Consider the following 24,619-nt stretch of genomic DNA (forward strand, 5'->3'; position numbering starts at 1 on the left):
ACCTCGGATGACCCTTGGAGGCCCTCTGGCGGAGCGCTCTAGAATTCTCACTCGTGGTGGCGGCTTCCGTCCTACTTCACGAGCTGCTGCATTACGCCGCGGCGCTAGTTCTAGGCTATGAGGCCAAGCTGAGCGCCAGTCTCGTGGGGCTCGCCGTCGTATTGAGTGAGTTCTCCGCGCACGGGAGCGTGATCGAGCTGAGGGGTAAAGCCAGACTCGATTACCTGATGATAGCGCTGGCCCCCTACGCGTTGGCTCCGCTCTACGCGGCCCTGGCCTCTTCATCGACGTCGCCGGCTCTGCGAGCGGCCGGGGCGGCTTGCTTGCTCTATCACGCACTCAATCTCCCGCTCGAGTTGAGTCAGAAGCGCGTCCCCTCGCTAGGGCTCAGGCGAGCCCGGGACATCGCAGCCGCGGAGCTCACACCGTGATGTCGAGGAAGTCCATCGGGGGGACTCTGCCGCGGCTCGAGTACTCCTCATACTTTCGCTCGAGGAACTCAACGAAGACTTGGCAGGACTCGAACTTCCCGTCGCGATCGCACTTAGCTCCCAGCTTAATGAAGCAGAGAACGGTCTTCTTGTCGAAGTAGGGGCAGAGCTTGTGGTATTGTTTGGCCGACTTCAACATGCGTTGGACCCACCTCTGAGCCGGCGTGAGCTTTTCGCGCTCCTCCACGAGCTGCGTCGATCGGTCCTGGCTCACCGAAGCGCACCTCGCGGTCTCTACTGTGAGCGGCGGGTAAAATAAACTGGAGGGGCTACGCTGTCCCGGGGGTGGAGGCGATCTTGCCCTGTCCGCTCTACCGAAGCGGTCTATGCCACTCGCCTAAGCTCGGTGAGCCGTCGGCCGACGTGGTGAAGCGCGAGATCTGCGGCAGCTCTTCGGCCTTCACGAGCTGCTCGTATTACGCCGAGGGCAAGCTCGACGTGTCTAGCTTCTCCGAGCGCGCCAGAGCGGACGTCCGCAGGCTCCTCGAATACGTGCACTACGTGCCGTTCAAGCCCTCGAGCTCTTGCCCGGAGATAAGAGTCCTCGAGTTGTCGCGCGGCTACGTCGCCTACTGCGCCGTATTATCTAGGTACCTGACCAAGTACGAGGTCGAGCTCTGCTCTAAGCTCCCGAGCGGTTGCCCCTTGAGAAGGGGCTTAGCCTTCGGTCGCGCCCCTATATAAGCTCCAGAGCTCGAGCTTTACGTCCTCGAGCGCTATCGAGATCCAGCTCTTCACGGATGGCAGAGCCCTTCTCGCGTCGAGCTCGAGCTTCGCCCTCTCCATCAAATCTACAGCCTCTTTGAGTATGTACGGGCTAAGCGTGAGCCTGTAGCGTCTGAGGTTCGATGCCACTATCTTGAGCCTAGCGAGCGTGTCTTCCAGGAGCTCTCTGGACGCCACCAAATCTTCGCTCGGTCTCCCGGAGGACACCGAGAGTCTGCTGAGCAGAAGCGAGTAGGCGCTAGAGAGCCTCTCCACGTAGTAAGAGACCTTGGCCTCGGCTCGGAGAGAAGAGTACAGCGTCTCGCAGATCTCTGCCTCGACGGCGTCCGACAAGCCGGGATCCCGCCTCGGGCACTGAGCCTCGAACAGGTTATAAGGCGAGAGACGCCATCGTAGACGCGGCCGGTCAGCGGAGGAGCGAGTTTGTCGAGGAGTCGAGCAGCCAGACTCAAGCGCGGGCGCCGAGCGGGCAGAAGCTCGACGTGGCTGAGCGCGAGGAGCAAGCATCTCGCGATCGCGGCGGTGACTCTCGCGACGATGGTTGGCGCGTATCTCCGCCTCATCCCGGCGCTCAAGCACGGCCTCGACCTGCACGAGGCCGACCCCTACTTGGCCTATTGGATAGCTCAATACCTCGTCGAGCACGGGATAGCCTCGCTGCGCGAGCTGACGCCCGATAATCCCGCCACACACGTGTTTTGGTATCCTTGGGGGAGGGACCTCTACCACGGCGAGTACCCGCTGATGTCCATCGTAGCGGCCTCTCTCTACCCCCTCGCGCAAGTTCTGGGGCTCTCTCTCAAACAGCTCGTCGCTTTGATCCCCGTTCTCTCCGGAGCGGCGGCGATACCGGTGGGCTACCTCCTCGCGAGAGCGGCGGCCGGAGAGTTAGCCGGCATCGCCGCGGCGTTCTTCCTAGCCGTAACTCCCGGGGCGCTCGAGAGGACCATCTCCGGGTTCGCCGAGAAGACGGGGTTCGCTGCGCCACTCATCTTGGCCTATCTGTATATGCTCCTCGAGGCGCTTAGACGCCGTAGCCTGACGAGAGCTGTCGGGGCTGGAGTCCTCTGCGGATTGATCGCCTGGAGCTGGGGGGGCTGGCAGGCCTTTCAGCTCGTGGCCGCCGCCATCTTCGTCTTCTACCCCCTCGTGGGAGAGCCAGATCGCCGGATCTCGAGACTCTCCATAGCTTTCGCCGCCTCTGCTGCCATCGTCTCTCTCTCCTCTCCGGCTCTCTTCCCGCGCGATGAGCTGAGAGGGCCCGTCGGTCTGATGCTCGTCTCCTCGCTCGCGCCCGCGTTCTACTCGGGTCTCGGGAGAGTCCTCAAGAGTGCTGAGTCGAGGACCGTCAAGCTCGTCTACGCGGCTCTCCTCGCAGCTCTCCTCCTCGCGGCCCTCCTCGGAGTGCTCAAGGGCTACGTGCACATCAGCGGTAGAATGCTCTACCTAGCTGGGCTGGCTGGGCCCGGCGACCCTCTCTCGGCCTCGGTGGCCGAGCACAGAACCCTCCCCTACAACTATGTTTTCAGAGAAGTCGGGGGGGCCTGGCTCCTCTCGTCGGTCTTCCTGCTTTACGGCGTGTTCGCGTGTAGGAGGAGGCCCGAGCTCCTGACGCTCTTGGTCCCAACCGTCGTCATGCTCTTCCTGGCGTTCAGGTCCGCCTACCTAATGCAGACCGTCGCCACGGTGCTCTCGGCTAGCGCCGGAGCGGCCCTCGGCCTGCTCTCGCCTCTGACCTCCAGGGTGCTCTCCTCAAGGGAGCCCGACTCTCTGGCAGCCGCCGGCATCGGGCTTGTCCTCATGGTGCTTGCGGCTCTGCTTGCCATTCATGCCAAGACAGCCTACGCCACTGCGTCGAGCACGGTGCCTCTCATTCGAGCCGGCGGCGCCGGGCTCACGGTCGAGAACAAGGCCTGGCTCTACGCTCTCGACTACGTTAGGGAGAACACGGATCCCGGCAGCGTCGTCGTGGCCTGGTGGGACTACGGCTACTGGATTTCGGTGTACGGTCAGAGAGCTTCCGTGGCCGATGGCTCTACCTTTAACGGCACGCAGATAGAGCTGCTAGCGAGAGCCCTGACTGCCTCCGACGAGAAGGAGGCGGTGGACATCATATTCGACGACTTCAGGGCTCCGCCGAACAACACGTACCTCCTATTCTTCGAGGTGCTCAGGAGCTCCTCCTACGGGGAGATCAGATTAACGGGCCCCGTCATATCGCTCGGCACGGCCACGGTCGGAATGGGCGACGTGCCAAAGAGCGTGTGGATGCTGAGGATCGCCGGGAGGCTGGGCACCAACGAGTTCGCACCGTACTTCACGGCGAGGCCTGTCCCGACGCAGGGCGGGGGACAGGCCTACGTCGCCGTCCCGGCGTGGGAGAACGAGACCGTCAGGAGCGTTTTGCTCTACAGGCTGCTCATCAACGGCGTGAGCGAGCTGGGCCAGAAGTACACGGGAGGCTGCGCTAATCTGACGGGCGTTCACCAATTCATCGACTGGAGCTCGCTGTACACCGGGCAGCCGATCGCGCTGAGCGCCGAGCCCCTAGAGCACTTCGAGCTGGAGAAGGTCTTCGTTGACTGCATATACGAGACGTCGACGGACGCGGCCTTCGTGGCGGTCTTCCTGTACAAGGTTAAGCCCTAGCGCCGGCCCCCCCCGACTCTCTTGGGGCTCCTGTCCACGCCTAGAGTCTTGATAGGCATGTAGGTCAGCCCAGCCTCTTTGACCGCGAGCTGCAGAGCGTAGTCGTCCGTGACCACCACGACGCTGGCACCCCTCGAGGACAGCTCCAGGGCCAGGCTCAGGAGAGCGACGTCGGCAGACGACAGAGGGGCTCGAGCCTCGACTCGCGAAGATGGAGAGACAACGATGAGCTTACCGGCCTCCAGGGACCTCTCGAGCTTCTCCCTGCTCTCCGCGTCTTTCACCTCCTCGACGACCTCCGGGACCGTGTAGGAGCATCCGGGGAGAAAGAGCTGAAGGCCGGCGAAGAGAGCCGCAGCGTCGAGCACGAAGACCTTAGAGCGCTCCCTATCGCTGACCGAAGAGCCTCGAATAGACGTCAACGCGCTTGAACCTCGCCACGCTGAGCGCTCTCCCGCTGAATCTAAAGAGCGCTCGGGCTCCTCTCCTCAGCTTGGAGCGCTCCTCGCCATCCACTATGAGCCTCGGCTCGCATCGGCTCTCCTCGAGGACTCTAGCAGATATCCCCGTCATGATGTCCAAAACGATAGGCCTCGCGCTCAGCTGTATGGCGTTGAGCGGCGTGACTACGATGCTCCAAGTCGAAGTAGAGACGACAGGGCCCCCGGCGCTCAAGCTGTAGGCCGTCGAGCCCGGGGCAGTCGAGACGATGACTCCGTCCCCGTGCAGCTCTAGAGGCCTGGAGCGCCCGATCGCGAGCGAGAGCCTCACGACCTTGAGGTGGTCCCCCGCTATCAGAGCGTCATTGAGGAACGTGGCGGGCTCCGTCCCCTCTGCCTCGACCAACATTATTGGGTAGCGTTGGAGCGCGTACCTCCCGCGCACGAAGTCGACAGCGAACCTCGCGGCCTCCCGAGCCGAGACGTCGTGGTGGAAGCATCTCCCGCCGGCGCACACGAGCATTACGTGGGGATCCCCCGCTAAGATTCTGGCCGCTCGCAGGAACGTGCCGTCGCCGCCGACGACCACCACCTTTTCGACGCTCTTGTCCCTCAGCGACGCCCTCCTAGTTATCGAGAGAGCTGAGGAAGGATCGAGCCCCGACTCCTCGGCCAGCGCCGGGACTCCCCCCGCGTCGGCTATGGCCGAGGCCACGCTCCTCGCCGCGGCAAGCGCCTCGGCGCTCTCGCTCTTAACGAAGATGACCACCTCTCTCGACAAATTCTCGACCTCCCGCGCCGCTGTCACGCTAATAGGCTGAAAGCCCGAGCTGAAAAACGTGTGAGCCTCCGCCGTGGAGAGCCCGTGCGTATCCGTCGATAAGCGCTTGGCCGAGGCCGCTAGGTCTGCGCTGGCCGCCAGAGGGCTCCTAGCGTATGGCCTGAAGCTAAGGAAAGAGGGGGAGCGCGTCTTCATACCGGTTAAGAGCTCGAGGGAAGCTCTAGCGGCGCTGGCCGAGGAGTTGGGGGAGAGAGCTCGGGGAGTCGAGGAGTGTCTCTCGAGCTTCGAGGCCAGAATCTCGACGCCGACGCGGGAGGAGCTCGAGAGGCTCGTCGTCGAGGCGGGCGGAGAGCTCAGGCTCTCCCACTCCAGGATAGGAGACATCGTAGTGATCAACGCGAAGAGCGAGGAGGAGCTCGAGAGGCTCGCGAAGACCGCCGAGATCCTGGCCAAGTCTCTGCCCGGCGTGAGAGCGGTCTTCGCGAAGCTGGGGACCGAGGGCGAGGAGAGGGTGGCCAAGCTCGTTCACTTGTACGGCGAGAAGAAGACGAAGACCATCGCGAGGGAATATGGCATAGCGCTGTCCGTCGATATAGCTCGAGCGTACTACAACCCGAGGCTGGCCGAGGAGCACCACAGGATAGCGTCCGTCGTCTCCGATGGGGAGACCGTTCTCGACATGTTCGCCGGTACGGGGGGCTTCTGTTTGCACATAGCCGCGACTAAGAGGGCCGAGGTCTTCTGTAATGACGTGAATCGAGCGGCGGTGGAGCTCCTCATAGAGGGCGTACTCCTCAATAGGAAGAAGTTGATCGGCAAGATCGTGGTGCTGAGAGCCGATGCGAGGTCTCTGCCGAGCATATTGAGAGAAGTCAAATTCGATAGAATAATAATGAATCACCCTACGGCCTCTCTCAGCTTCCTCGATGTTGCTCTCGAGCTGGCTAAGCCCGGAGCCGCGATCCACGCCTACGTGCTCACGGACGACTACTACTTGAGGGCCGGGCGGGCGGTCGACCTGCTCGGGGGGAGACGGGGGCTGGAGCTCGTATCGGCGAGGAGAGTGCTCGAGTATTCCCCCGCGCTCGTCGTTGCCAGGCTAGACTTGAGAGTAAGCGGGGGAGGCGAGCAGGACGAGGAGAGGGGAGCCCGATCTGAGCGAGGCCACGAGCCTCCTATCGATGTCGCGAGCAGCTTTGCTAGCCCTCACGCACAGAGTTGAGGGCTCGATGTAACCGCTTCTCCTCACTACAATCCTCTCGGGGTCGCTGAGCTCGAGCTCCGGGGAGCCCGAGCACTCGAGGAAATCGACGAATCCTCCCGCGGCTAAGACCACGAGCAGAGGCCTCCCCTCCCTCAGAAGCCCCTTGAGCCTCGGGCTCAGGTCTCTCGCCGCTTTATCGGCCGAGACCCCAATAATGCAGTCGCCTCGAGGAGTGAGGTCCTCATCGCGAGTGATCTCTAAAGTCCCCTCGTGCTCCGCTCTGATATTGGGGTGGCCCCTCGCTCGTACGACTTCCACCACGAACACGGCCGAGGTCTCCCCGCTCGATTCGCGACACCCCTAACATTTAATTCGAGACTGAGAGGAGCTAGAGGGCGGCCGTTTGAGGCGCGAGAGCCTGGAGAGAGAGAAGAGAGAGCTCTTGGAGAGGCTCAAGCGAGAGGGCGTGGTTAAGAGCGAGAGGATCGCGAGAGCCTTCCTCAAAGTCCCGAGAGAGCTCTTCGTCCCTCCGCGCCTCGCCGCGAGAGCCTATCAGGATATCCCCCTGCCCATAGGCTACGGGCAGACGATAAGCGCGCCGCACATGGTGCTCATCATGACGGAGAGGCTCGACCCGCGAGAGGGAGACAAGATCCTCGAGGTGGGGACGGGGAGCGGTTATCAGGCCGCCCTGCTGGCCGAACTCGTCGACCCCACGGGCTCCGGACCCGGCCACGTCTACACTATAGAGAGGCTACCCGAGCTAGCTGAGCGAGCCCGCAGGAACCTCGAGAGAGCCGGCTACGCGGATAGAGTCACAGTGATCGTGGGAGACGGGAGCCTCGGATACCCGGAGAGCGCCCCCTACGACGGCATCATCGTGACGGCCGCGGCCCCGAAGATCCCCGAGCCTCTGAAGAGGCAGCTCAAGATAGGCGGGAGAATCGTCGCGCCCGTGGGCGATCTATTCTCCCAAGTGCTCTACGTGGGCGTCAAAGTGAGCGAGAGCGAGCTGGAGCTCCGAGAGGACGTCCCCTGCGTCTTCGTGCCGCTCATCGGAAAGGAGGGGTGGCCTGAGGAGATCGTCGAGAGCAATAGCGGCTACGTCACTTGAGCCAGGCGTCCAGCCCCCGCGTCCTCCTTCGACTCGTCGCCTGCTCCAGTCGCCTCAGCGCGGTCTCCACTCTCTCCTCGCTGAAGTCGTGCTCTTCGACGAGGATCCTCTTCACGGCCTCGTGGTCCGGGCTCCTCCATTCGAGCGAGTAGTCGTCGGTTACTCGCGGTCTGAGGAAGGCCTCGAATATCTCCTCGTAGTCTATCGGCGAGGGGGGCAGAGAGCGCAGGGCTTCTCTCGGGTCGGCGTGAGACCTCACGATCTTCAGCGCAGTCTTTGGTCCCACGCCTCGGACTCCGCCGGGGTTGTAGTCCGTGCCGAGCAATATCGCGATGACGATCAGATGCTCGCGCGTCAAGCCGAGAGCTTTGTAGAGCTTCTCGGCCTCTATGAGCTCGGGCTTTACCTCGACGTATACGTCCTTCTTCGGCAGCTTTCTCCTGCCGGTTATCGCGAGATTCCTGAGGAGTCTAGGAGCTCCAAAGAGCAGGCTGTCGTAGTCCTGGCTCCCGGCCGCCCAAGCGTCTCCCTTCGCGGCTATGTGTGCAGCCTGAGCCTCCCCCTCGGCTGGGGCCTGAACCCACGGCACTCCCATGGCGTCGAGGAGCCTCTGCGCGTCGGAGACCATCTCGTCGGTGAGCCTAGAAGCAATCTGGGCGTATCTCCTAGCCTCCTCGACTCTCCCCTCGGCCGCCGCCAGCTTGAACTTCTCCTCCGCCTCCTCCTTCAACTTCCTCCTCCGCTCGAGCTCCCTCTCCTTGAGGCTCGGCGGAGCTCCGTCGAACACGTACACGGGCCTCAGGCCAAGCTCTACGAAGTTGACCGTTCTGTAGAACAGGCCGCTCAGGTGGCTCGTGACTCTGCCCTTAGAGTCCACGAGAGGGCTGCCATCGGGCTGCCTTATGGCCGCTAGGAACTGATAGAGCACGTTGTAGGCGTCGAGAGCAACGACTCGCCCGGAGAGCTCCGAGAGCTCTAGCTCTCTCGAGGCCTCGGGCGGTATGAGCTCTCGGAGGTCGACGCCCAGCTCCTCTTCACCGCTCTCCTCCTCTACCGACGAGCTCCACTATAAGGGTTCCTTCTCTCGCCGTGGCCACTCTGATCAGCCCCCTCAGCTCGAGCCTCATCAGAGTTCTCAGGAACTCGCTCCAGCTCACGTCGTAGGCCATCCTGACGGCCTCGTAAAGCTCTCTGTCGAGAGCCGTCCCCCCCTTCAGGCTCAGCATCTCGAGAACAACCGCGTGTAGAGGGATGCTTCTCCAAACTCCCTTCAAGGCTCGGCTCCTCCGTCGGTTGAGCGCGAGTGGAGAGGAGGAGATGGTGTGAGGGAGAAAACGCGAAGAGTGAAGAGTTCGTCAGGCGTAGGGGGAGGTCTCCACCTTTCTAGCGACTCCGGCTCGCCTGAGCTGCTCGTACCATCTTATGTAGAATTCTACTCCCTCCTTCGAGAGCGAAGGCTTCACCGTCTGCAGGGCCTCGTCGAAGTGCCTCCTGCTCACTTTGCTGGCGGCCATGTTCTCTCTCAAAGCTCTGAGACCGGCCTCTCTAACTAAGGCCGCGAGGTCCGCTCCGCTGTAACCCTCCGTGAGCGTGGCTATCTCCTCCAGATCCACGTCCTTGTCTAGCGGCATTCTCCTCGTGTGGACCTTCAATATCTCGAGCCTAGCGTCTCTGTCGGGGGGCGGGACGAAGATCATCTTGTCTATCCTGCCCGGTCTGAGCACGGCTGGGTCGATCATGTCCGGCCTATTCGTAGTGGCGATGAATACTACGTTGTGCATCGGCTGCAGGCCGTCGAGTTCCGTCAGGAGCTGGCTCACTACCCTCTCGGTAACGTGCGAGTCGGCGGCCATGCCTCTGAGCGGAGCTATCGACTCTATCTCCTCGATGACCACCACGGCCGGAGCGTATTGCCTCGCTCTCCTGAACAGCTCCCTTATCGCCCTCTCGCTCTCGCCGACCCACTTGCTCAGTATCTCGGGGCCTCTTATGGCGATGAAGTTGGCCTCGCTCTCCGTCGCGACGGCCTTGGCCAGCAGGGTCTTGCCGCAGCCGGAGGGGCCGAAGAGCAGTATGCCCTTCGGGGGCTCTATGCCGAGCCTCTTGAAGGCCTCCGGGTTCCTCAGGGGCCACTCGACGGCCTCGCGCAGACTCTGCTTGACCTCCTCGAGCCCTCCTATGTCGGTCCACCTGATGTTCGGGACCTCGACGTAGACCTCTCTCAACCCGCTCGGCACGATCTCCTTCATGGCCTCGAAGAAGTCTTTCCTCGTGACCTCCATCTTCTCTAGGATCTCTTCGGGGATCCTCTCGCTCGTGAGGTCTATGTACGGCATGTATCTTCTCAGAGCGTGCATCGCCGCCTCTCGGGCCAGTGCGGCGAGGTCTGCGCCGGTGTAGCCGTGAGTTATCTCGGCCAGCTCCTCGAGGTTGACGTCGTCGGCCAGGGGCATGTTGCGCGTGTGTATCTGGAGGATCTCGAGCCTCCCCTGCTTATCGGGCAGCGGGATCTCGATCTCCCTGTCGAATCTGCCGGGCCTCCTGAGGGCCGGGTCCACGGCGTTTATCCTGTTGGTGGCAGCTATTACCACCACGTCTCCTCTGGCCTCGAGACCGTCCATGAGCGCTAGGAGCTGCGAGACCACCCTCCTCTCGACCTCGCCGACCACCTCCTCTCTCTTCGGGGCGATGCTGTCTATCTCATCGATGAATATGATGGCTGGGGCGTGTTTCTTGGCCTCCTCGAATATCTCCCTCAGCCTCTGCTCGCTCTCGCCGTAGAACTTGCTCATGATCTCGGGGCCGTTTATCGATATGAAGTAAGCGTTGGTCTCATTGGCGACGGCCTTGGCCAGCAAGGTCTTGCCGCAGCCGGGGGGGCCGTAGAGTATGACCCCCTTCGGGGGCTCTATGCCGAGTCTCTTGAAGAGCTCGGGGTACTTCATTGGCAGCTCGACGAGCTCTCTGACCCTCTGTATTACCGTCTTCAGCCCCCCTATGTCCTCGTAGGTCACCTTGGGCAGCTTGGAGATCTCGACGGGCCTCTCCAGCACTTGCACCATTGTGTCCTGCGTGATCACGACGGGGCCGTCGGGCTTGGTCTGAATGACCGTGAAGGGTATAGCCTGGCCCAAGACCGGGATGAGGACCGTGTCTCCCTCGAGCACGGGGTAATCTAGGAGCCTCCTCTTGACGTAGTTCACGAAGCTCTGGTCCACCTGCATGTTGAAGTTGCTGGGGGCTAGCTTGACTCGCTGAGCCGGCTTGGTCTGAGCCTTCCTGACCACCACTTTGTCTCCTATCCCAACGCTCGCGTTCTTTCTGATGAGGCCGTCCATCCTTATTATGTCCTCGCCCTGGTCCTCGTTGTAGCTGGGCCATGCGATCGCCACGGTCTTCCTCCTGCCCTCTATCTCTATGACGTCGCCGGGCTCGACCTCGATCTGTTTGAGCAGATTAGCGTCTATTCTGACCTTGCCTCGGCCGACGTCTTTCTGCTTGGCCTCAGCCACTCGCAGCACCAGCTCCTTCTTCTCGCTCTTCGCGGGAGGCTGAGCCGGGACTTCGCCGCCGCCGAACCCTCCCTCTCCCTCGCTCATCACGATGTCACCGCTCTCAAAACTCCGGGCCTAGGTTTCTTCTCAATTTGAAGCCATTATAAACGTTGATTTCGACGGATTGGTGGCTCGTTGAGTGGCGCGGGAGCGGCCCCTAGAACTCGCTCAGTCTGTGAACCATTTCAACTTCCACTTCGTCGACGCCGCTCACGCTCGCCACCGCGTCCTCGAGCGCTTGCGTGCCTCCCTCGATGTCTTCGGGGATAGTCACGTAGATCCTCAACACGCTGTAGCCGAAGGCCACGGGCTCTTCTGTTGCCCTCACGAGGTCGAAGTCGCTCGGGAGCTTAACCCGGAGCTCGTCGAGTATTCTCCTCCTGAGCCCCTCGTCGACGTCGGAGGGATAGACCTTCAACACCACGAGCACTCTGGCCATTATCGGAGCACCTCAGGGGCCGGTGAAGCCGCAGGCCGGGCAAGTGTAAGAGACCGAGAGAGAGCGGCACTTTCTGCACCTAATTATCGTGGTCTTCCCGCAGCTCGGACACGGAAATTTCGTCGCTCTCTCGCCCGGCAGGATGAATCTGTTGCAGCTGGAGCACTTGGGAGCTCTGGCGCCTATCACGCTCTCGGCCCTTTGCACTCCTCGGCACCTTTTTGAGGAGCTTTCGTGGAGGAGTGCCCGAGACCCTTAATAAACTCGAGGCAGTCGACGCGGAGGCGCGCGCCTTGCCCTCGAGCCGCGGATACAAGCAGGTCATCGCGGTCAGGAGGGACCTGAAGATGAGCGCGGGGAAGCTCGCGGCTCAAGTCGCGCACGGCAGCGTCTCGAGCGTCCTCGAGTGCTTGCTGCGCGGCGGAGAGTGGGAGAAGTGGCTCTGGAAGTGGTACGAGGAGGGTCAGAAGAAGGTCGTCGTCGCGGTCGAGGGAGAAGCCCAACTCATTGAGATCTACGGGAGAGCCAGGAGCTTGGGTCTGCCCACTTCTTTGATCAGAGACGCGGGGTTGACCGAGCTACCCCCGGGGACCGCGACCTGCGCTGCGATCGGGCCAGCCCCCGAGGAGCTGGTCGATAAGGTCTCGGGCTCTCTGCCGCTCTTCTGAGGACCTCCTCGGACTACTCGGCTTTTATTTGGACTTGACCTCTCACGATCTCGCTGAGGACCTCCTCCAGCGACCTGCGGCTCGCCGGGAGGAGCCTCTCGTCTCCGCGGCTTATCCTAACTATGTACTGCACCGTCCCGTCGGGAAGCCAGAGCAGATTCACGCCGACGACGGGAACGGGGCTCAGAGTCTCGGCGAAGACCTTCTTGAAGTCTCTCGTGCTCTCCACCACTCGGACCTTCTTGCCGAGGGCCTCTCCGAGTTTTCTCGAGAGCTTAGCGAGATCCGAGAACGAGGCCGATGTCGCCCTCACGACGACGACCACGAGGTCCTCGCTCCAGATCGTCCTAACGAGCTCCGCATCTCTCAGGCTCGCGAAAGCCCCATCGCTCTCGAGCTCTATCAGAAGCTTCATGATCCTCAGATCGTTCTCGCTCACTTCTCCGCGCTCGACGAGAGAGACGCATCTGGGGCAGAGGACCCCCGTCTTGACGCAGATGTAGTCCAGCGGCAGCTTGACTATGGTCGCCGCACCTCGCTCCGCTCTTCTCGGCTCCTCGGGTCTCCTCGCCGAGCGGGCTTAATAATCGTGCGGCGACGCGAAGACCCTCCTCTTGCACCTCCTCGTCAGCCACTCGATCGACTCCCCGAAGAGCTCTCGGAGAAATATCGAGGCGTAGGAGCCCGAGGGCAGCGAGAAGGCTATCGCGGCTCCCCCCCTCCTTGAGGAGGAAGCCCGAAGCCCCTCGACTCTCACCGAGAGAGGTCTGGCGCGAGCTCGGAGCCTCAGCGCCCCGCTCAACGCGAAGTCCTCCTCGGTCAGGCCGTCCCCCTCGACGGAGCTGAAGACGCACTCGGCGAACCTCGCGTCTATCCACGAGAGCTTGGAGAGCTTGGAGAGGCCCAGACCGGGCAGGAGGCCAATAGACTTGGAGCTGACTCTACCATCCTCGGCCGCCTCGCTGAGGCACCTGTTGAAGACTAGAGCCTGATAGGCCGAGACCGCGAGCTCCACGGCGATTCTAGTCGGCCCCTCGAGGAGCTCCTCGAGGGCCTCGGCCTTCACCGCCAGCCTCTCCCACCACCCCAGCTCGGGCTTGCTCTCCAGCGCTCGCTTGAATCCCTCGAGGTCTCTGTTCAACAACATTAAGCCTAGCTCGCTATTGAGAGGCCTCGAGACGCCGAAGCGCTGAGGCCCGAAGTAATTCAGAATCCTCGGGCCCCTCTCCGAGGAGAGCGACGAGACGAGGTCCTCGGCCTTCGCGCCCTCGAGGCCCCCGAGCCTAACCGCGAAGGAGTTCGCCTCCAGCCGCCCCCTCCTCGCGTGGCTAAGCGCTCGACCCACGAGCTCTGCTCGGCCCCATGGCAGCTCAACGAGCGCCGGACAATCGCGACACGAGGCAGTCACGTACTGCACCGAGAGGGAGTTCGCGTCCTTCAAGCCAGCATAGCCCACGGAGCCGAGGCGAGCGGCTCTCCTGAGCCAGGCCAGCGCGGTGAGCGTGTCTACTCCCTCCTTCGCGAGCCTATAAACGGCGAGCCCCCTCTCGGACCACTCTATCGCGGGCCTCTCCACAACGACGAAGTCTCTGCACTCTTTCAGGAAATCGCCCGGGTCCAGCCCGAGAGGGCCGAAGGCGTAGCGCGAGACGCCTATCTCGCGATAATACAACGCGGAGCCGACCCTCGAGAACCTTTTACGACAGCGCGCCGAAAATTCCTCGGGAGGAGCCTCGTGCGGGTGGCCCTCGTTCGAGTCAACCCGGGGCCATCCAAATACACCAGCACGTTCGGGCTAGTTCCTCCGCCTCTCGGCCTGGCCTCTCTGGCCGGAGCCGTCAGGGACTTCGCCGACGTGAGGATCGTCGACGCCGAGGCCGAGCGGCTCAGCCGCTCGAGGCTGGTTGAGAGGCTCGAGGAGCTGGACCCGGACGTGATCGGCGTGACCGTGAACGCCTCGATATATCACGACGAGGCCGTGGAGGTCGCGCGCGTAGCCAAGAGGTTGGGGGCCTTCGCCATCGCCGGAGGACACCACGCCACATTCGCCTACCCTCTTCTCCTAAAGAGCGGTTTCGACGCGGTGGTGCTGGGCGAGGGCGAGAGAGCTTTTCGTGAACTCTTACTCTCGCTCGAGGAGCGTGGGAGGCCCCCTCGAGCTCCGGGGCTGGCCTTCCTCGACGCAGAGGGGAGAATGGTCGCCGAGCCCCCGGCTCTTCTCGAGAACCTCGACGACCTCCCCCTCCCAGCTTACGACCTACTCAACAGGAGGCTCTATAGAGCCGGGGCCCTCTCGCCGAGCTCGAGCATCGCGCTCCTCGAGAGCTCGAGAGGTTGCCCCTACGACTGCGATTTCTGCGACGTCAGCCCCTTTTGGGGAAGGAGGTGGAGGCTCAAGAGCTCGAGGAGAATAATAGAGGAGCTCGAGCTCGTGGCCGGGCTGGGCTACAACTGGGTGTTCTTCGTTGACGACAACTTCGTGATCCCGGGGAGAGTGAAGGAGAGGCTAGAGCTGCTGAGCGTAATCGCGGAGCGGGGCCTGGACAGGCTCAGCTACATAGTGCAGCTTAGAGCCGACCTAGCCGCGAGGCACCCGGAGCTCGTCGACGCCATGGCGAGAGCCGGCGTCAAGGTGGCCTTCCTCGGCGTAGAGTCCGGCGACGAGGGGGTGCTGAGGGAGATGAAGAAGTCCTCCGGCGTGGCGCAGGCGTTAGAGGCCGTCGAAGCTCTCAGCAAACGGGGGATCCTGGTCCTCGGAGGGTTCGTCATTGGAGCCCCCTACGAGACCGTCGAGGCTATGAAGCGCACCCTCAAGCTGGTTAGGAGGCTCATAGAGAGGGGGCTCGACGCCCTCCAGATCACGATATACACCCCGCTCCCCGGCTCTAAGGCCTTCCACGAGGCCGCGGTCAAGAGAGCTCTCAGGACGCTCAAGTGGCGCTACTACGACTGTCTTCACCCAGTCACGAGGGGCGGGGTCAGCGCCCTGAGGCTTCTCTGGATCTCGAAGTTCGAGCCCTACAAGTTCTATGCGGTGAAGTGGTTGCTACGTAAGCTCGGGAGGATCCCGAAATTCTCCAAGCCCGCCGCGGAGGCTGCCTATCGGTACATGCTCAGGAGGCTGCCAAGCTATCTCCTGGGCTTCTTGAGCCTCCCCCTGAGGGTGTTACGCGAGGCGCTGCCTCTCCTGCTGGAGAGAATAGGCGCCGAGGAGGAGAGGGTGCTCGAGGAGGTGCTCGAGGCCGTGCGCGCGTTGAGAGCTCGGAGCCTACGCGGGGTCGCGGCTGAGGCGAAGATTCTCGAGCAGTCCCACGGCTAGCCCCGCCGATGAGTCTGGCGAGCCTGAGGAGGGGGGCGGTGGGATAGAGCGTTCTGTTCTTTATCGCCTCATGCTCTAGCCTGGGCCGCGGAGGCGCTCCGCTCACGACGACTCTCTGCGTCCTCGATCCTCTCGACGGTCTCCGCGTGCGTCTCCTCGCCCACGAGGCCGCGCTCGAGCCTCACGCGCATCAAAGATCTGAGCGCCCCATAGTACGCTCTCGCAACATCATTTCGACTCATCCAAAAGGTCTCGTAGTTCAGCACGTCCTTCCACGTTGAGGCCGAGTCGATCAGGCAGCAGTGGTCCTCGAGGCTCCCAGCCCTCAACCTGTAGCCGTGCCTCTCCGGGTCCTCGGAGACGAGGCTGTCGGGATCCACGAAGGGGGCGAGAGGAGCCACGAAAGCTTGCATCTTCTCTCTGACCTCTCTCCCCATCTTTTTGTGCCGATATGCCTAGGGCCGAGTTCTCGTCCTAGAGCAGCAACCCTACCATGAAGTAGAGGTCGACTCTGCTCGCTCTCTCCAGAGCCGACCTGACGAAGGACTCGGGCTCGCCGTCGTAGCTCCCGCCGAAGGCCCTCCTCACATGCTCGTCTTGACTCTCCGGCGATATTTGGAGCCCTATCGCTCGTGCTCCGAGCATCGAGACCATCTTAATGGCTTAGAGAGGAGGAGGCCTATAGAATTCGAGGCACACGAAGACGTCGACGGGCTCCTCTCTGCTCTCCCTCACGAGCTCCTCGAGCCAGCCCCCCGAGCAACTGAAGGTCCCCGAGCGCGAAGACCGGGATCTTGAAGTACTCCGTGGCGCTTCTCACCTCGCCCCACAGAACGCGAGGGAGCTTCCGAGCCAGAGAGCTCCCGCCCAGGTATTTAGAGTAGGCGCTCCTCGAGCATCCACACGTGACGCAATCGAAGACGCAGCCCTTATAGACCAGCACCACTCCTATGGGGTCCTCGAGGAACCTAGCGAAGGGGGCGGAGCTCATCGGATCCCCCGAGGTCAGAGCTCTCCCGAAGAGCATGGCGTAGTCCACGGCGTAGGCATCGAGGCTCTCCGGAGGACGAGGAGGCCTTGTGAGTCGAGCCGAGCCTCCCCGCCTCAACGCCACACCGGGTGAGTCATTTACCTCTCCCCGCCCATCGATGAGGATGCGCACGAGGGCCAGGAGAGTCCTCGGTCGTGTCGCCTAGTACTACGTAATCGACGGCGTCGCAGATCCTCAGGAGCTCCTCGTAGTAGAGCGTCGCGGTGAGCTCCCCGACGATCATGGGCACGTCCGGGTGCGGTCTCTTCAGGTCCCTCGCGAGGTTCAGTGCTCCGTGCACGCGGATGAGCCGGTGGAGGTCCAGCGCGAACACCCCCGGCTCTTGGCCTCCTCAGCACGCGCTCGACGTCTAGGCGCGGATTCATAGACGTTAGAGCCGCGAGATTGACCACGGAGACTCTGCAGCCATGCTTCATGAGGCGGCTCGCGAGCGATAGAAAGCCTCTATGGGATACATCTCGAAGATAGGCTAAGAGACGACGTCGCTCACCGGCCCGAGATACGTGCTCCTCCCCGACCTCTCGATCGGAGCGCCGCAGTCTCTCGAAAAATTTAAAACGAACTTTTAAGCCAATCGACTCGGTGGATGCGTTGGAGGCCAGGGTGATTCTAGCGGTCCTGGCGACGATATTCTTCGTCGGCATCACGCTGTGGGGAGCCTTTAAGGTCAGGCAGGACTGGGCCAAGATCAAGCAGCAGACCGGGAAGTAGCCGAAGATCCCTCGATGCCGCTTCGGCCCCCCGCTCGAGACTTCGCTTTTCTTCGCTTTTCCTCAATTCTACCTCAACTCTTTATTTCTCGAGAAGTTCAGGACGCGCTCTCTCGAGCCCGCAGAATCTCCAGGAGCTCCGCGAGCCTCCTCTCGGCCAGCTCGGCTAGGGCCTCTTCGAGCGCCCTCCTCTCGACCCTAACGCCCCTCGAGGCCAGGAGATCTGCGAGGTCTGACAGGGGATCTCGGAGACCTGCGGGGGATGCGAGCTCCGCGAGCTCCTCGGCCAGCTCCTCGAGCTCTCTCCTTCTACCTACCTCCACTCCTTCTACGACCTCGATCCCCTCGGACTCGAGCTCCCTCCTCGCCTCACTCGGTAGGACGGGCCTGGAGACCAAGAAGAATCTCCTAGGCGAGTAGAGGCGAGCGTACAGCTTGACCAGCTCCACCTCGCTCACCCTGACTCCTCTGCTCTTCTTCGCGATCTCGGCCGCCTCCTCCTCGCTGACCCCCAGCGCGTCGGAGAGGCCGACCCACAGGCCCTCGAGCCACTTCGTCATCCACTCCTCGGCCGAGAGAGGCCTGGTCGACGGGCCTCTGAGCTCCCTAGACCTGAGGTACCAGTCGCTCAGCTCCTTGCACTCCACGACAGCGTCGGGCCTCAGCACAGGGAGGCCCTCTCCGTCGAGCCTAGCTATATCTAGCACCCTCCCCGAGTAAAACAGCATGTCCGGCCTCAGCATCACGTAGAGCCTCCAGACAGACCTTAGATCTCTCGTGTCCTCCCAGCCTACGGGCCTCGGAGCCTCAACGAAGATGCTGAGCTCTCCTCTCCCGATCCTCACCACCGCGTTTGACGGTATAGACCCGGCCCTCTGCCTACCGCTCCTGTCGAGCGGCACGTAGCCGTGCTCTGGGTAGACGAGCCTGCCCCCGAGCTCTCCGAGCCGCGAGAGGATCGAGGCCAGCACCCACGATTGATAGACTGCTCTCATGTTCGTTCTGAGGCTCGTCGTCAGGGCGGCCCTCGCCTTGGTCAGGAACCGCTCGAGCTCGATCTTCCCGCGCAGCAGGTCGAAGGAGTAGAGGAAGAGCTTCTTCCTCAGGTGAGCCCTCGGGTCCTTGACGAAGCTCTTCATCTCCTTCGGCATGGTCCAGCCAGAGCCCCCGAGGGACGACACCGCCCTAAACAGTTCGCTCGTCAGAGAGGCTATCCACCTGGAGGCCTCCTCGATCTCGGCCTCGCCGATCAGCATCGAGATCACGACCTCCTTCAGCTCCTCCAGGGCCTCCTCGCTGGAGGGGTCTTCGAATCTCACTCTCTTTCTCTCGTCTACGATGGCGCCTCGCCTAGCTCTCTCGAGGAGCTCCTGGATCCTAGACAATTCGGCGATCGCCACGGTGACCCCCCACGGAGCGGGCCCCGGCTCGACATCAGGGGGCGGCGCCCCATGTTATTGCGACGCTCTAATTATTTAGCGCCCGCTGGGCCTATCAGCGCTCTTCGCCGAGAGGAGCGACGAGGCCGAGGGGCGTTGACGTCGGCGGAGAGAGCGAGAGCCGTCGCGCTCATCGAGTCGTTTCTGGGCTCATTCTACGTCACGGTCACGAGGGGGCTCTACGTTCCAATGCTGGCCTACAGCGGCTACGATGTCGAGGAAATATCGGCCGTGACGGTGGCGGCAGCGCTCCTCGGAGTTCTCGCATCGTACGCGTGCTATCGGCGCTCCAACGAGTTCTCCTCGAGAATCGAGGCCGCGCTCCCCATCGTCCACGGGCTCGAGAGGCTCCTCTGGCTCTGCCTACCGCTCGCCGCGCGCGACGCCTTTCTCCTCTCGCTCTGCTACTCCGCGGCCCTAGCCATCACGATTCCGGTCGGGGCTCTGCTCAACGTGGCGCTCTTCTCCTCGCTAGGCCCCGAAGCGTTCACGAGGATCTCGGCGGAGCGGGCGGCGGTGGGCTCGGCGGCCTCGATCCTCGGCGGCCTCTACGCCGTCGAGGGCTCAATGCTCATCGGGCGAGGACAGACGTTCTTCGATTTGTACCTCTCCTCCTGCCTCGTGGGGCTCCTCGGCACGCTCTCCTTGCTCTTCCTACCCCTCGGCGCGCTCCCCGAGGGCTCCCCCGTCCCGAGTCGACTCGCTCGAGGCGAGGCCGAGGAGGCGCGCGTGAACGTCTTCGTCATGCTGTCGCTCATGATGGCGGGCGGCAATCTCCTCGGCCTCGCCTGGCCCCCGCTCCTCAGGGACATCGGGGCCCCGCTCTACGGAGCGGCCGCGCTGAGCCTCTTCGGCAGCCTCGGCGGCGTCGTGGGCTCTCTCGCTCTCAGGGGAAGCAGGAGCTACCTGCTGGGCGTGATACTCAACACCACGCTGACCGGGGTCGTTGCTCTGGTCCGGGCCTGGCAGATCCACGTGACGCTCTCCTTCGGCCTCTCGGCGACTTTCGTTGGAGCGAACCTCCTGGCCGCCTCGGTCTACTCGAGGTACGTCCACGCGATAGGGGTCGGCAGAGCCTCCGTGCTCCTCTCTGCGGCCAACGCGATCGGGATGTTGGCCGCCGCCCTCGCCGGCCTCGCTCTCGGCTCGGACTATCCGGCCCTCCTGGCTCTCTCGGCCTCTCTCAAGGCCCTCGCGGCTCTCGTGGCCTCGCTCGGGATCCCGGGGGCCTCGCTCGTCGAGCCGGAGACCGCGAGAGAATACGCGAGGCTCCTCTCCAGCGCGAGTCTGCTGGGCTACAATTTGGCGATGGGGGTGACGAGAGCCGTGGCGAGGCTCCTCGTGGAGTCCCTAGCTCTGGCCGCCCTCGTCGCGCTCGTACTGCTAATATACGAGGTCGCGTCCATCCTGGCTGGGTAGCTCGGCCTTGCAGCAGAGCCTGGGGCCCCTCGCGAGAGCTCTGGCGGACCTCGCGGCGGCTCTCCCCCACATAGTCTTGGCAGCGCTGGTATTGCTTCTCTCGATCATCATAGCCAAGTACGTCAACAAACTCATAGACTACTTGGTCGTCGTCTCGCGCGTCGAGGAGCATCTCTCGGAGCTCCTCCGCGATTCCTCCCTCAGGGTGTCGCCCGTGGCGAAGGCCGTGGCCGACCTTGGGATATTGGCCGCGGGGGGCGTGGCGGCGATCTCGATCCTCCCGCTCGAGGCCGAGGCCGCCGAGGCTGCCTCGTCGTTCGTCCTTAGAATTGCGAGCGTGGGGCTCGTGCTCGTCTTTGCGATGGTGGGCTTCTCGCTCCTGACGAGGCTCCTCAGGCCGGGCGGGAGGATCGAGGCAATGCTCATCCTGACGACCTTCTTCATAGTCTTCGCGGCCCTCCTCGACTTGACCTCTCTCAGCCCCGAGGTGAGGTCGGCCCTCGCCTCGGGCCTCTCGCTAGGCCTCGGCCTCTCCATAGGGGTCCTCTCGCTCTGGCTCTTCTTCGGCGAGTACATCGAGGCCAAGCTATCAGAGCGGGAGAGGTCTTGATGAGGTCCCCCCGCCTCTCGGCCCTGATCGTCGCCCTCCTCTCGCTATGCTCCTGCGCCGCCGGGGCCGAGGAGGCCTCGAGCTCGCTTCAGGAGCTCGTCTCCGACCTGCTGCGTGCCGTGTCGGAGATCAGGGGGCTGCCCCCTCCGCCGGGAGGGGTGAAAGTCTTCGAGGTGAACTCGAGCTGGATCTCGGCGACGCGGGGCCCTCGGGGGTGGCCCACGCGCGGAGAGCTGGCGGAGGAGGCCGTGTTCATTGGCTTGCTGCTAGCCCCGCCGACCTTCTCCCTGAGAGCCGGGGAGGAGAGGTGGGCGTCCACGTTCCTGGCGGCGGCCTCCGGCTCCTCGGTCTACGTCAACGCAGACCTGGCCAAGCTCGACGACCCCTCCCTCCTCGAGGTCCTGGCCCACGAGCTCGCCCACGTGCTCCAGGGGGCCAATCTCGCTCTCCCCCGAGCAGAGAGCCTCGACGAGGAGCTCGCCCTCTCGGCGCTCGTCGAGGGCGACGCCGGCCTCACCGCTAAGCTCTTTTGCGAGTCGAGGGGGTGCTCCCACTCTCCGCCCATCGAACTCGAGGGCCTCGACGACCTCTACCTGGCCCTCAAGCTGTTCCCGTACGCCCACGGCGAGAGGTTCGCCCGATTTTTGCACGCGGTCGGAGGCTGGGCCCTTGTCAACGAGGCCTACTCCAGGCCTCCCCCCGGCACGAAGCACGTCATGTTCCCCGAGCTATACTTAGAGCTCTTAGAGGTGGGATCGGAGCGTTCGAGGACCGAGGAGAGCGTGGGCCGACTCTCGAGGCCCACCCTCGTCGAGAAGCTCGGAGCGTTCGCGGTATACTTGATTGCCTCGAGGGGGCTGAGCGAGAGGGAGGCGCTCTCTCTAGCAGAGTCCTGGGAGTGGGACCGCGTCGTCGTGAGCCCTCCGAGGTGGGCTCTCCTGGTCGAGTGGAGAATCGCGCTCTCCTCGCCCGACGACGCCGAGGCTCTCTCTGTTGCTAGCTCTAGCCGCTCGAGCGAGAGAGCTCGGCTACTCCGTCGAGCTCCGCGACCGAGCGCTCGCCGCGAGGTCCGAGAGCGGGAGAGGGGTCGAGCTCGAGGCGCGCGCGGTCGGAGACCTCGTGGTCGTGGAATCCGTCGTGGCTAGGCGAGTCGAACTCGAGGACCTAGCGGCTCTAGCCTCCGCGAGCGTCGCGGCTCTAGCGATCCTCTCGTCGACGGCGCTGCTCGGCTGGCCTTCGAGGGCTCGCGAGCTCTGCTACGAGCTCGCTCGAGAGAGGGGGCGAAAGAGGGGATCTTGGCTTAAAAAAATTCATTCTCGAGATCCCTTCCGTAGATACACGGGCTTGTAGACGGGCCAGTTATCGAAGAACCAGTTCATTATCAGCAATATGTTGACGTACCAAATGCCCCAGACCATGGGGTACTGCTCCGGCTGATCCAGCCCCTTCGTCGTGCCGAGCAGAGTAGGTCCGAGCTCGTAGTAGAACCACGCCATGGCCAGCCCGCCGAGCACCATCAAGATGTTCCTGATGATCCAGTTGGTCGGGGTGCTCCACCTTCTCGGCCAATTGTCGAAGAAGAACGCCAGAGTCAAAGCGCCGCACAACCAGAAAATGAACCACTCGGCCGCGTGCAAGTACCTCCACATGAACCCCGCTCTCCTGAAGGCCCCCTCGGTCGCTGGGCCGAGCTGTTGGGCGAACAGCAGCTGGAGGGCCCAGAATATGCCGAGAGCGAAGAGGGTCGTCCCGGCGAAGGATGCCAGCCCCCTCCACGGCTGCTTCTTGAAGAGCGTGAAGAACGGCTCCCTCTCCCATATCGACTCGAAGTACCAAATGGTGCACGTCATGGCCATTATCCACGCAACGTTGAAGTTGCCGTGCAGGGTGTGGGCTATCTCGTACCACCAGGTGCCTATCTTCTCTGGCGTCATGAGCGAGGCCGTATAGACCTGCCACGGAACGAAGAGCAAGCCCATGTGCGGGTGCATCAACACGAAGAACAGATATAACGTGAAGAGCATCGTGACCAGGAGCACGGTTGCCCCTAAGACGGGCTGCTTGAGTTTCCCTCTCCACGGCCAGAACTCGAAGTAGACCGGTATGGATGGGCTGAGCCAAGAGGCTATGGCAGCCACCATCAGCAGAGCCATAGACACGTACTCGCGCGCGTAGAACTCCGTTATGTGGCCAGGGGTCCCGGTCGGCACGATGTGGCCGACGTCGCGCATCATCTTGAAGCTGAAGTAGGGTATGCCGAGCCTCCCCAATATCGCATCGAAGACCACGTAGATCGTGAAGAGCATCACGGCGACGGTGATGAGCGTGAGGATCGGCCCCTTCTTAGCCGGGTGCCATTTCTCCACCCACTCCCTCTTGAAGAGCAACGTGTAGTCGAAGACGTAGGCCATCCAAATGCAGCAAATCAGGAGCCACCTATCGAACATGTAACCGTAGAGGGGGGTGTACAGCCTGAGGCCGTATTTGGCGAGGGGGTTAAAGAGGAAGTACCAAGTCACGAGGGCGAGCGCGAGGGCGAGCGCCGTAGCGACTATCCCGGCTATGGGCTGCCTCCACCTCGGCACTATCAGCCTCTCGCTGTTTCTCTTCTCGAGCCAGCCCAAGTATTCTTTTTCGCCGTGCTCCACGCTCATAGATATCCCACCTCGTACTCAACGACGTTGAACTCCGTCTCGACCTTCAGAGGGTTCTCGCCCCTGTACCACTCCATGAACGCCTTCTTATCGTCCGGATGCGTCCTCAGCCTCTCGACCGCCCTCTCCACCGCGCTCAGCACCCTCTTCCTGGTCTTGTAATACTCCAGGTTCAGCGGCTCCTCGATTACATCCATCGGGAGGCCTAGCTGGTCCCCGTTTCCGAGGTACCAAGTCTTCCTGGTCTTGAAGCGGGCTCTCCCCCCTATCACCGGGAGGCCCGCCTCGATCATCTTGCCCACCGTTATGTAGCCGGTGCAGTGGTTCGCGCCTATCCACTCGAGCCCGTACTTCGGCAACGCCAGCACGAGGTCGTCCTTATCGGGGTCCCACTCCTCGAAGGGGGATATGTGCAGACCTCCGTAGACGCCGGCCATGTTCTTCCCGTAGTCCACGTCCTTGAAGTTCCTGATCGCGTACTCGAGCTCGTAGATTATGCCCGGGTGAGTGCAGCCCGTCACCGTGACTATGCCGTGGTCCTTGACCCACACGTAAGGGATAAGCTCTCCCCTGGTCCTCAGTATTATCGGAACGTCGTAAAGCACGACGGTGAGCCCCGGGTATATGTCGTAGGGCTTGAGCGGCTCCGTGACCCAGATCCTCGGGCCCTTATGCGGGTGCTCGTTCCAGGCGTACGGCGCTGGGAAGAAGCCCTTGGGGACCCCGTCGAGCATCCTCTTGCTCTCGGGATACATGGTGCCGCACAGATACACCGGGACGTCCGGGTAGTACTTCAGGACGGTGTCCATGCCCCAGTAGTGGTCTATGTGCTCGTGCGATGATATCACGAACTCTATCCCCTTGGGACCCGCCTTGATCAGGTCGAGCACGCTGCCCCTGATCTTCCTGTCGTCGGGCACGCCCTTGGTCGGGGCCGGTATCTGGCTATAGATGTACTCCATCCACTCCTGGTTCCAGCCCCAATCGAGCAGCCACCTGTGGTACGCGTCGCCGGGGCCCCAGGTCTCGACCAGCGCGCTGAAGCCTCCCTCGTTGCTGCCGACGTCGGGGTTCTCCTTGCTCCAGCCTCCCACGACGTTCGCGACGCTCCACGGTATCATGTACTGATTCGTGAGGAGGCCTCCCGCTCTCCTGATGTCTCCCATGAATACGTCGTTCTGGAACCAGCTCGTCTCGCTGATGCACGTGATCCTGAGCTTATCAACCGCGCCGAACTGATACTTGCCGCGCGGAACCTTGGGATATAGAGCCTCGTAGACTGGCCTGATGAGGCCCGTACCGATCGCTCCGCCAACGTAGCCGAGAGCCAGGCCGGCGAGCACGGACTTCA

The 24,619-nt window shown here is 62.7% G+C and carries 27 protein-coding genes and 1 pseudogene; 10 read left to right on the plus strand and 18 right to left on the minus strand.

Annotated elements, in window-relative coordinates; translation table 11 throughout:
• The first annotated feature begins 14 nt into the window (after window positions 1-14).
• Window positions 15-431: a hypothetical protein gene (locus tag QXU97_04070; protein MEM4035770.1), complete on the plus strand. Its 417-nt coding sequence runs from the start codon at window positions 15-17 to the stop codon at window positions 429-431.
• On the opposite strand, the gene QXU97_04075 is transcribed toward QXU97_04070, so the two are convergent.
• On the minus strand, window positions 421-705 hold the full coding sequence (locus QXU97_04075) for a hypothetical protein (protein MEM4035771.1): 285 nt from the start codon (window positions 703-705) through the stop codon (window positions 421-423). The two genes, QXU97_04070 and QXU97_04075, sit on opposite strands and share 11 nt — an antisense overlap.
• Window positions 706-788: 83 nt before the next feature.
• Between QXU97_04075 and QXU97_04080 the strand changes: the two genes are divergently transcribed.
• Entirely contained in the window at window positions 789-1,175 is a 387-nt protein-coding gene (locus tag QXU97_04080) for a hypothetical protein (GenBank protein MEM4035772.1), read from the plus strand.
• On the opposite strand, the gene QXU97_04085 is transcribed toward QXU97_04080, so the two are convergent.
• A complete protein-coding gene (locus QXU97_04085) occupies window positions 1,149-1,550 on the minus strand; it encodes a hypothetical protein (protein ID MEM4035773.1) in 402 nt (133 codons plus the stop codon). The genes QXU97_04080 and QXU97_04085 overlap by 27 nt on opposite strands.
• A gap of 90 nt (window positions 1,551-1,640) precedes the next feature.
• Between QXU97_04085 and QXU97_04090 the strand changes: the two genes are divergently transcribed.
• A complete protein-coding gene (locus QXU97_04090; GenBank protein MEM4035774.1) occupies window positions 1,641-3,866 on the plus strand; it encodes an STT3 domain-containing protein in 2,226 nt (741 codons plus the stop codon).
• On the opposite strand, the gene QXU97_04095 is transcribed toward QXU97_04090, so the two are convergent.
• Window positions 3,863-4,288: a hypothetical protein gene (locus QXU97_04095; protein ID MEM4035775.1), complete on the minus strand. Its 426-nt coding sequence runs from the start codon at window positions 4,286-4,288 to the stop codon at window positions 3,863-3,865. The two genes, QXU97_04090 and QXU97_04095, sit on opposite strands and share 4 nt — an antisense overlap.
• Window positions 4,254-5,087, minus strand: a complete 834-nt coding sequence (locus QXU97_04100; GenBank protein MEM4035776.1) for an NAD(+)/NADH kinase — start codon at window positions 5,085-5,087, stop codon at window positions 4,254-4,256. The genes QXU97_04095 and QXU97_04100 overlap by 35 nt, the downstream gene beginning before the upstream one ends.
• Window positions 5,088-5,160: 73 nt before the next feature.
• On the opposite strand from QXU97_04100, the pseudogene QXU97_04105 reads away from it, so the two are divergent.
• Window positions 5,161-6,042: pseudogene (locus tag QXU97_04105) on the plus strand (hypothetical protein).
• Between the two features lie 144 nt (window positions 6,043-6,186).
• Here the strand turns inward: QXU97_04105 and QXU97_04110 are convergent.
• A complete protein-coding gene (locus QXU97_04110; GenBank protein ID MEM4035777.1) occupies window positions 6,187-6,618 on the minus strand; it encodes a DUF371 domain-containing protein in 432 nt (143 codons plus the stop codon).
• A gap of 76 nt (window positions 6,619-6,694) precedes the next feature.
• Here QXU97_04110 and QXU97_04115 point away from each other — a divergent pair, with 76 nt between their 5' ends.
• Window positions 6,695-7,405: a protein-L-isoaspartate(D-aspartate) O-methyltransferase gene (locus QXU97_04115; protein MEM4035778.1), complete on the plus strand. Its 711-nt coding sequence runs from the start codon at window positions 6,695-6,697 to the stop codon at window positions 7,403-7,405.
• On the opposite strand, the gene fen is transcribed toward QXU97_04115, so the two are convergent.
• The 5 genes from fen to QXU97_04140 form a co-directional block, all read right to left on the minus strand.
• Window positions 7,398-8,432 (minus strand): flap endonuclease-1, encoded by a 1,035-nt coding sequence (gene fen, locus QXU97_04120; GenBank protein MEM4035779.1) that lies wholly within the window; start codon window positions 8,430-8,432, stop codon window positions 7,398-7,400. The genes QXU97_04115 and fen overlap by 8 nt on opposite strands.
• Window positions 8,433-8,439: 7 nt before the next feature.
• Window positions 8,440-8,679 (minus strand): hypothetical protein, encoded by a 240-nt coding sequence (locus QXU97_04125; GenBank protein MEM4035780.1) that lies wholly within the window; start codon window positions 8,677-8,679, stop codon window positions 8,440-8,442.
• Window positions 8,680-8,760: 81 nt separating this feature from the next.
• Window positions 8,761-11,004, minus strand: a complete 2,244-nt coding sequence (locus tag QXU97_04130) for a CDC48 family AAA ATPase (GenBank protein MEM4035781.1) — start codon at window positions 11,002-11,004, stop codon at window positions 8,761-8,763.
• A gap of 112 nt (window positions 11,005-11,116) precedes the next feature.
• Window positions 11,117-11,398 carry an elongation factor 1-beta gene (locus QXU97_04135; GenBank protein ID MEM4035782.1) on the minus strand — a complete coding sequence of 94 codons (282 nt, stop codon included), beginning with the start codon at window positions 11,396-11,398 and terminating at the stop codon, window positions 11,117-11,119.
• Between the two features lie 12 nt (window positions 11,399-11,410).
• A complete protein-coding gene (locus tag QXU97_04140; protein MEM4035783.1) occupies window positions 11,411-11,605 on the minus strand; it encodes a zinc finger domain-containing protein in 195 nt (64 codons plus the stop codon).
• A 35-nt stretch (window positions 11,606-11,640) separates the two neighbouring features.
• Here QXU97_04140 and pth2 point away from each other — a divergent pair, with 35 nt between their 5' ends.
• On the plus strand, window positions 11,641-12,066 hold the full coding sequence (pth2, locus tag QXU97_04145) for a peptidyl-tRNA hydrolase Pth2 (GenBank protein MEM4035784.1): 426 nt from the start codon (window positions 11,641-11,643) through the stop codon (window positions 12,064-12,066).
• A 13-nt stretch (window positions 12,067-12,079) separates the two neighbouring features.
• On the opposite strand, the gene QXU97_04150 is transcribed toward pth2, so the two are convergent.
• Entirely contained in the window at window positions 12,080-12,505 is a 426-nt protein-coding gene (locus tag QXU97_04150; protein MEM4035785.1) for a transcription elongation factor NusA, read from the minus strand.
• Between the two features lie 141 nt (window positions 12,506-12,646).
• Window positions 12,647-13,738 carry a tRNA pseudouridine(13) synthase TruD gene (truD, locus tag QXU97_04155; GenBank protein MEM4035786.1) on the minus strand — a complete coding sequence of 364 codons (1,092 nt, stop codon included), beginning with the start codon at window positions 13,736-13,738 and terminating at the stop codon, window positions 12,647-12,649.
• Window positions 13,739-13,801: 63 nt separating this feature from the next.
• Here truD and QXU97_04160 point away from each other — a divergent pair, with 63 nt between their 5' ends.
• Complete coding sequence (locus tag QXU97_04160; GenBank protein ID MEM4035787.1) at window positions 13,802-15,385, plus strand: radical SAM protein; 1,584 nt, start codon at window positions 13,802-13,804, stop codon at window positions 15,383-15,385.
• A gap of 68 nt (window positions 15,386-15,453) precedes the next feature.
• On the opposite strand, the gene QXU97_04165 is transcribed toward QXU97_04160, so the two are convergent.
• The 4 genes from QXU97_04165 to QXU97_04180 all read right to left on the minus strand — a co-directional run bounded on the left by QXU97_04165 (window position 15,454) and on the right by QXU97_04180 (window position 18,546).
• Window positions 15,454-15,822 carry a hypothetical protein gene (locus QXU97_04165; GenBank protein ID MEM4035788.1) on the minus strand — a complete coding sequence of 123 codons (369 nt, stop codon included), beginning with the start codon at window positions 15,820-15,822 and terminating at the stop codon, window positions 15,454-15,456.
• A gap of 242 nt (window positions 15,823-16,064) precedes the next feature.
• Window positions 16,065-16,493: a hypothetical protein gene (locus tag QXU97_04170; protein MEM4035789.1), complete on the minus strand. Its 429-nt coding sequence runs from the start codon at window positions 16,491-16,493 to the stop codon at window positions 16,065-16,067.
• Between the two features lie 16 nt (window positions 16,494-16,509).
• Window positions 16,510-16,749 carry a hypothetical protein gene (locus QXU97_04175; protein MEM4035790.1) on the minus strand — a complete coding sequence of 80 codons (240 nt, stop codon included), beginning with the start codon at window positions 16,747-16,749 and terminating at the stop codon, window positions 16,510-16,512.
• Window positions 16,750-17,244: 495 nt separating this feature from the next.
• On the minus strand, window positions 17,245-18,546 hold the full coding sequence (locus QXU97_04180) for a hypothetical protein (protein ID MEM4035791.1): 1,302 nt from the start codon (window positions 18,544-18,546) through the stop codon (window positions 17,245-17,247).
• A 135-nt stretch (window positions 18,547-18,681) separates the two neighbouring features.
• Here QXU97_04180 and QXU97_04185 point away from each other — a divergent pair, with 135 nt between their 5' ends.
• From QXU97_04185 to QXU97_04195, 3 genes are read left to right on the plus strand one after another with little or no spacing between them, the layout of a single operon-like run.
• Entirely contained in the window at window positions 18,682-20,004 is a 1,323-nt protein-coding gene (locus QXU97_04185) for a hypothetical protein (protein MEM4035792.1), read from the plus strand.
• A gap of 7 nt (window positions 20,005-20,011) precedes the next feature.
• The gene (locus QXU97_04190) at window positions 20,012-20,614 is read left to right on the plus strand and encodes a hypothetical protein (protein MEM4035793.1); all 603 of its coding nucleotides are present in this window, start codon (window positions 20,012-20,014) and stop codon (window positions 20,612-20,614) included.
• The gene (locus QXU97_04195) at window positions 20,614-21,759 is read left to right on the plus strand and encodes a hypothetical protein (protein MEM4035794.1); all 1,146 of its coding nucleotides are present in this window, start codon (window positions 20,614-20,616) and stop codon (window positions 21,757-21,759) included. Before QXU97_04190 ends, QXU97_04195 begins: the two co-directional genes overlap by 1 nt.
• A gap of 165 nt (window positions 21,760-21,924) precedes the next feature.
• On the opposite strand, the gene QXU97_04200 is transcribed toward QXU97_04195, so the two are convergent.
• On the minus strand, window positions 21,925-23,268 hold the full coding sequence (locus QXU97_04200) for a hypothetical protein (protein ID MEM4035795.1): 1,344 nt from the start codon (window positions 23,266-23,268) through the stop codon (window positions 21,925-21,927).
• On the minus strand, window positions 23,265-24,611 hold the full coding sequence (locus tag QXU97_04205) for an MBL fold metallo-hydrolase (GenBank protein ID MEM4035796.1): 1,347 nt from the start codon (window positions 24,609-24,611) through the stop codon (window positions 23,265-23,267). Before QXU97_04205 ends, QXU97_04200 begins: the two co-directional genes overlap by 4 nt.
• Window positions 24,612-24,619 lie beyond the last annotated feature (8 nt).

Source organism: Fervidicoccaceae archaeon, assembly GCA_038878695.1.
GTDB lineage: Archaea > Thermoproteota > Thermoprotei_A > Sulfolobales > Fervidicoccaceae > JAVZVD01.

Coding starts and splice junctions, on each gene's coding strand:
- QXU97_04130 (MEM4035781.1), bottom strand. CDS start 11,004: ATGAGCGAGGGAGAGGGAGGGTTCGGCGGCGGCGAAGTCCCGGCTCAG.
- QXU97_04165 (MEM4035788.1), bottom strand. CDS start 15,822: ATGGGGAGAGAGGTCAGAGAGAAGATGCAAGCTTTCGTGGCTCCTCTC.
- QXU97_04135 (MEM4035782.1), bottom strand. CDS start 11,398: ATGGCCAGAGTGCTCGTGGTGTTGAAGGTCTATCCCTCCGACGTCGAC.
- QXU97_04195 (MEM4035794.1), top strand. CDS start 20,614: ATGAGGTCCCCCCGCCTCTCGGCCCTGATCGTCGCCCTCCTCTCGCTA.
- QXU97_04200 (MEM4035795.1), bottom strand. CDS start 23,268: ATGAGCGTGGAGCACGGCGAAAAAGAATACTTGGGCTGGCTCGAGAAG.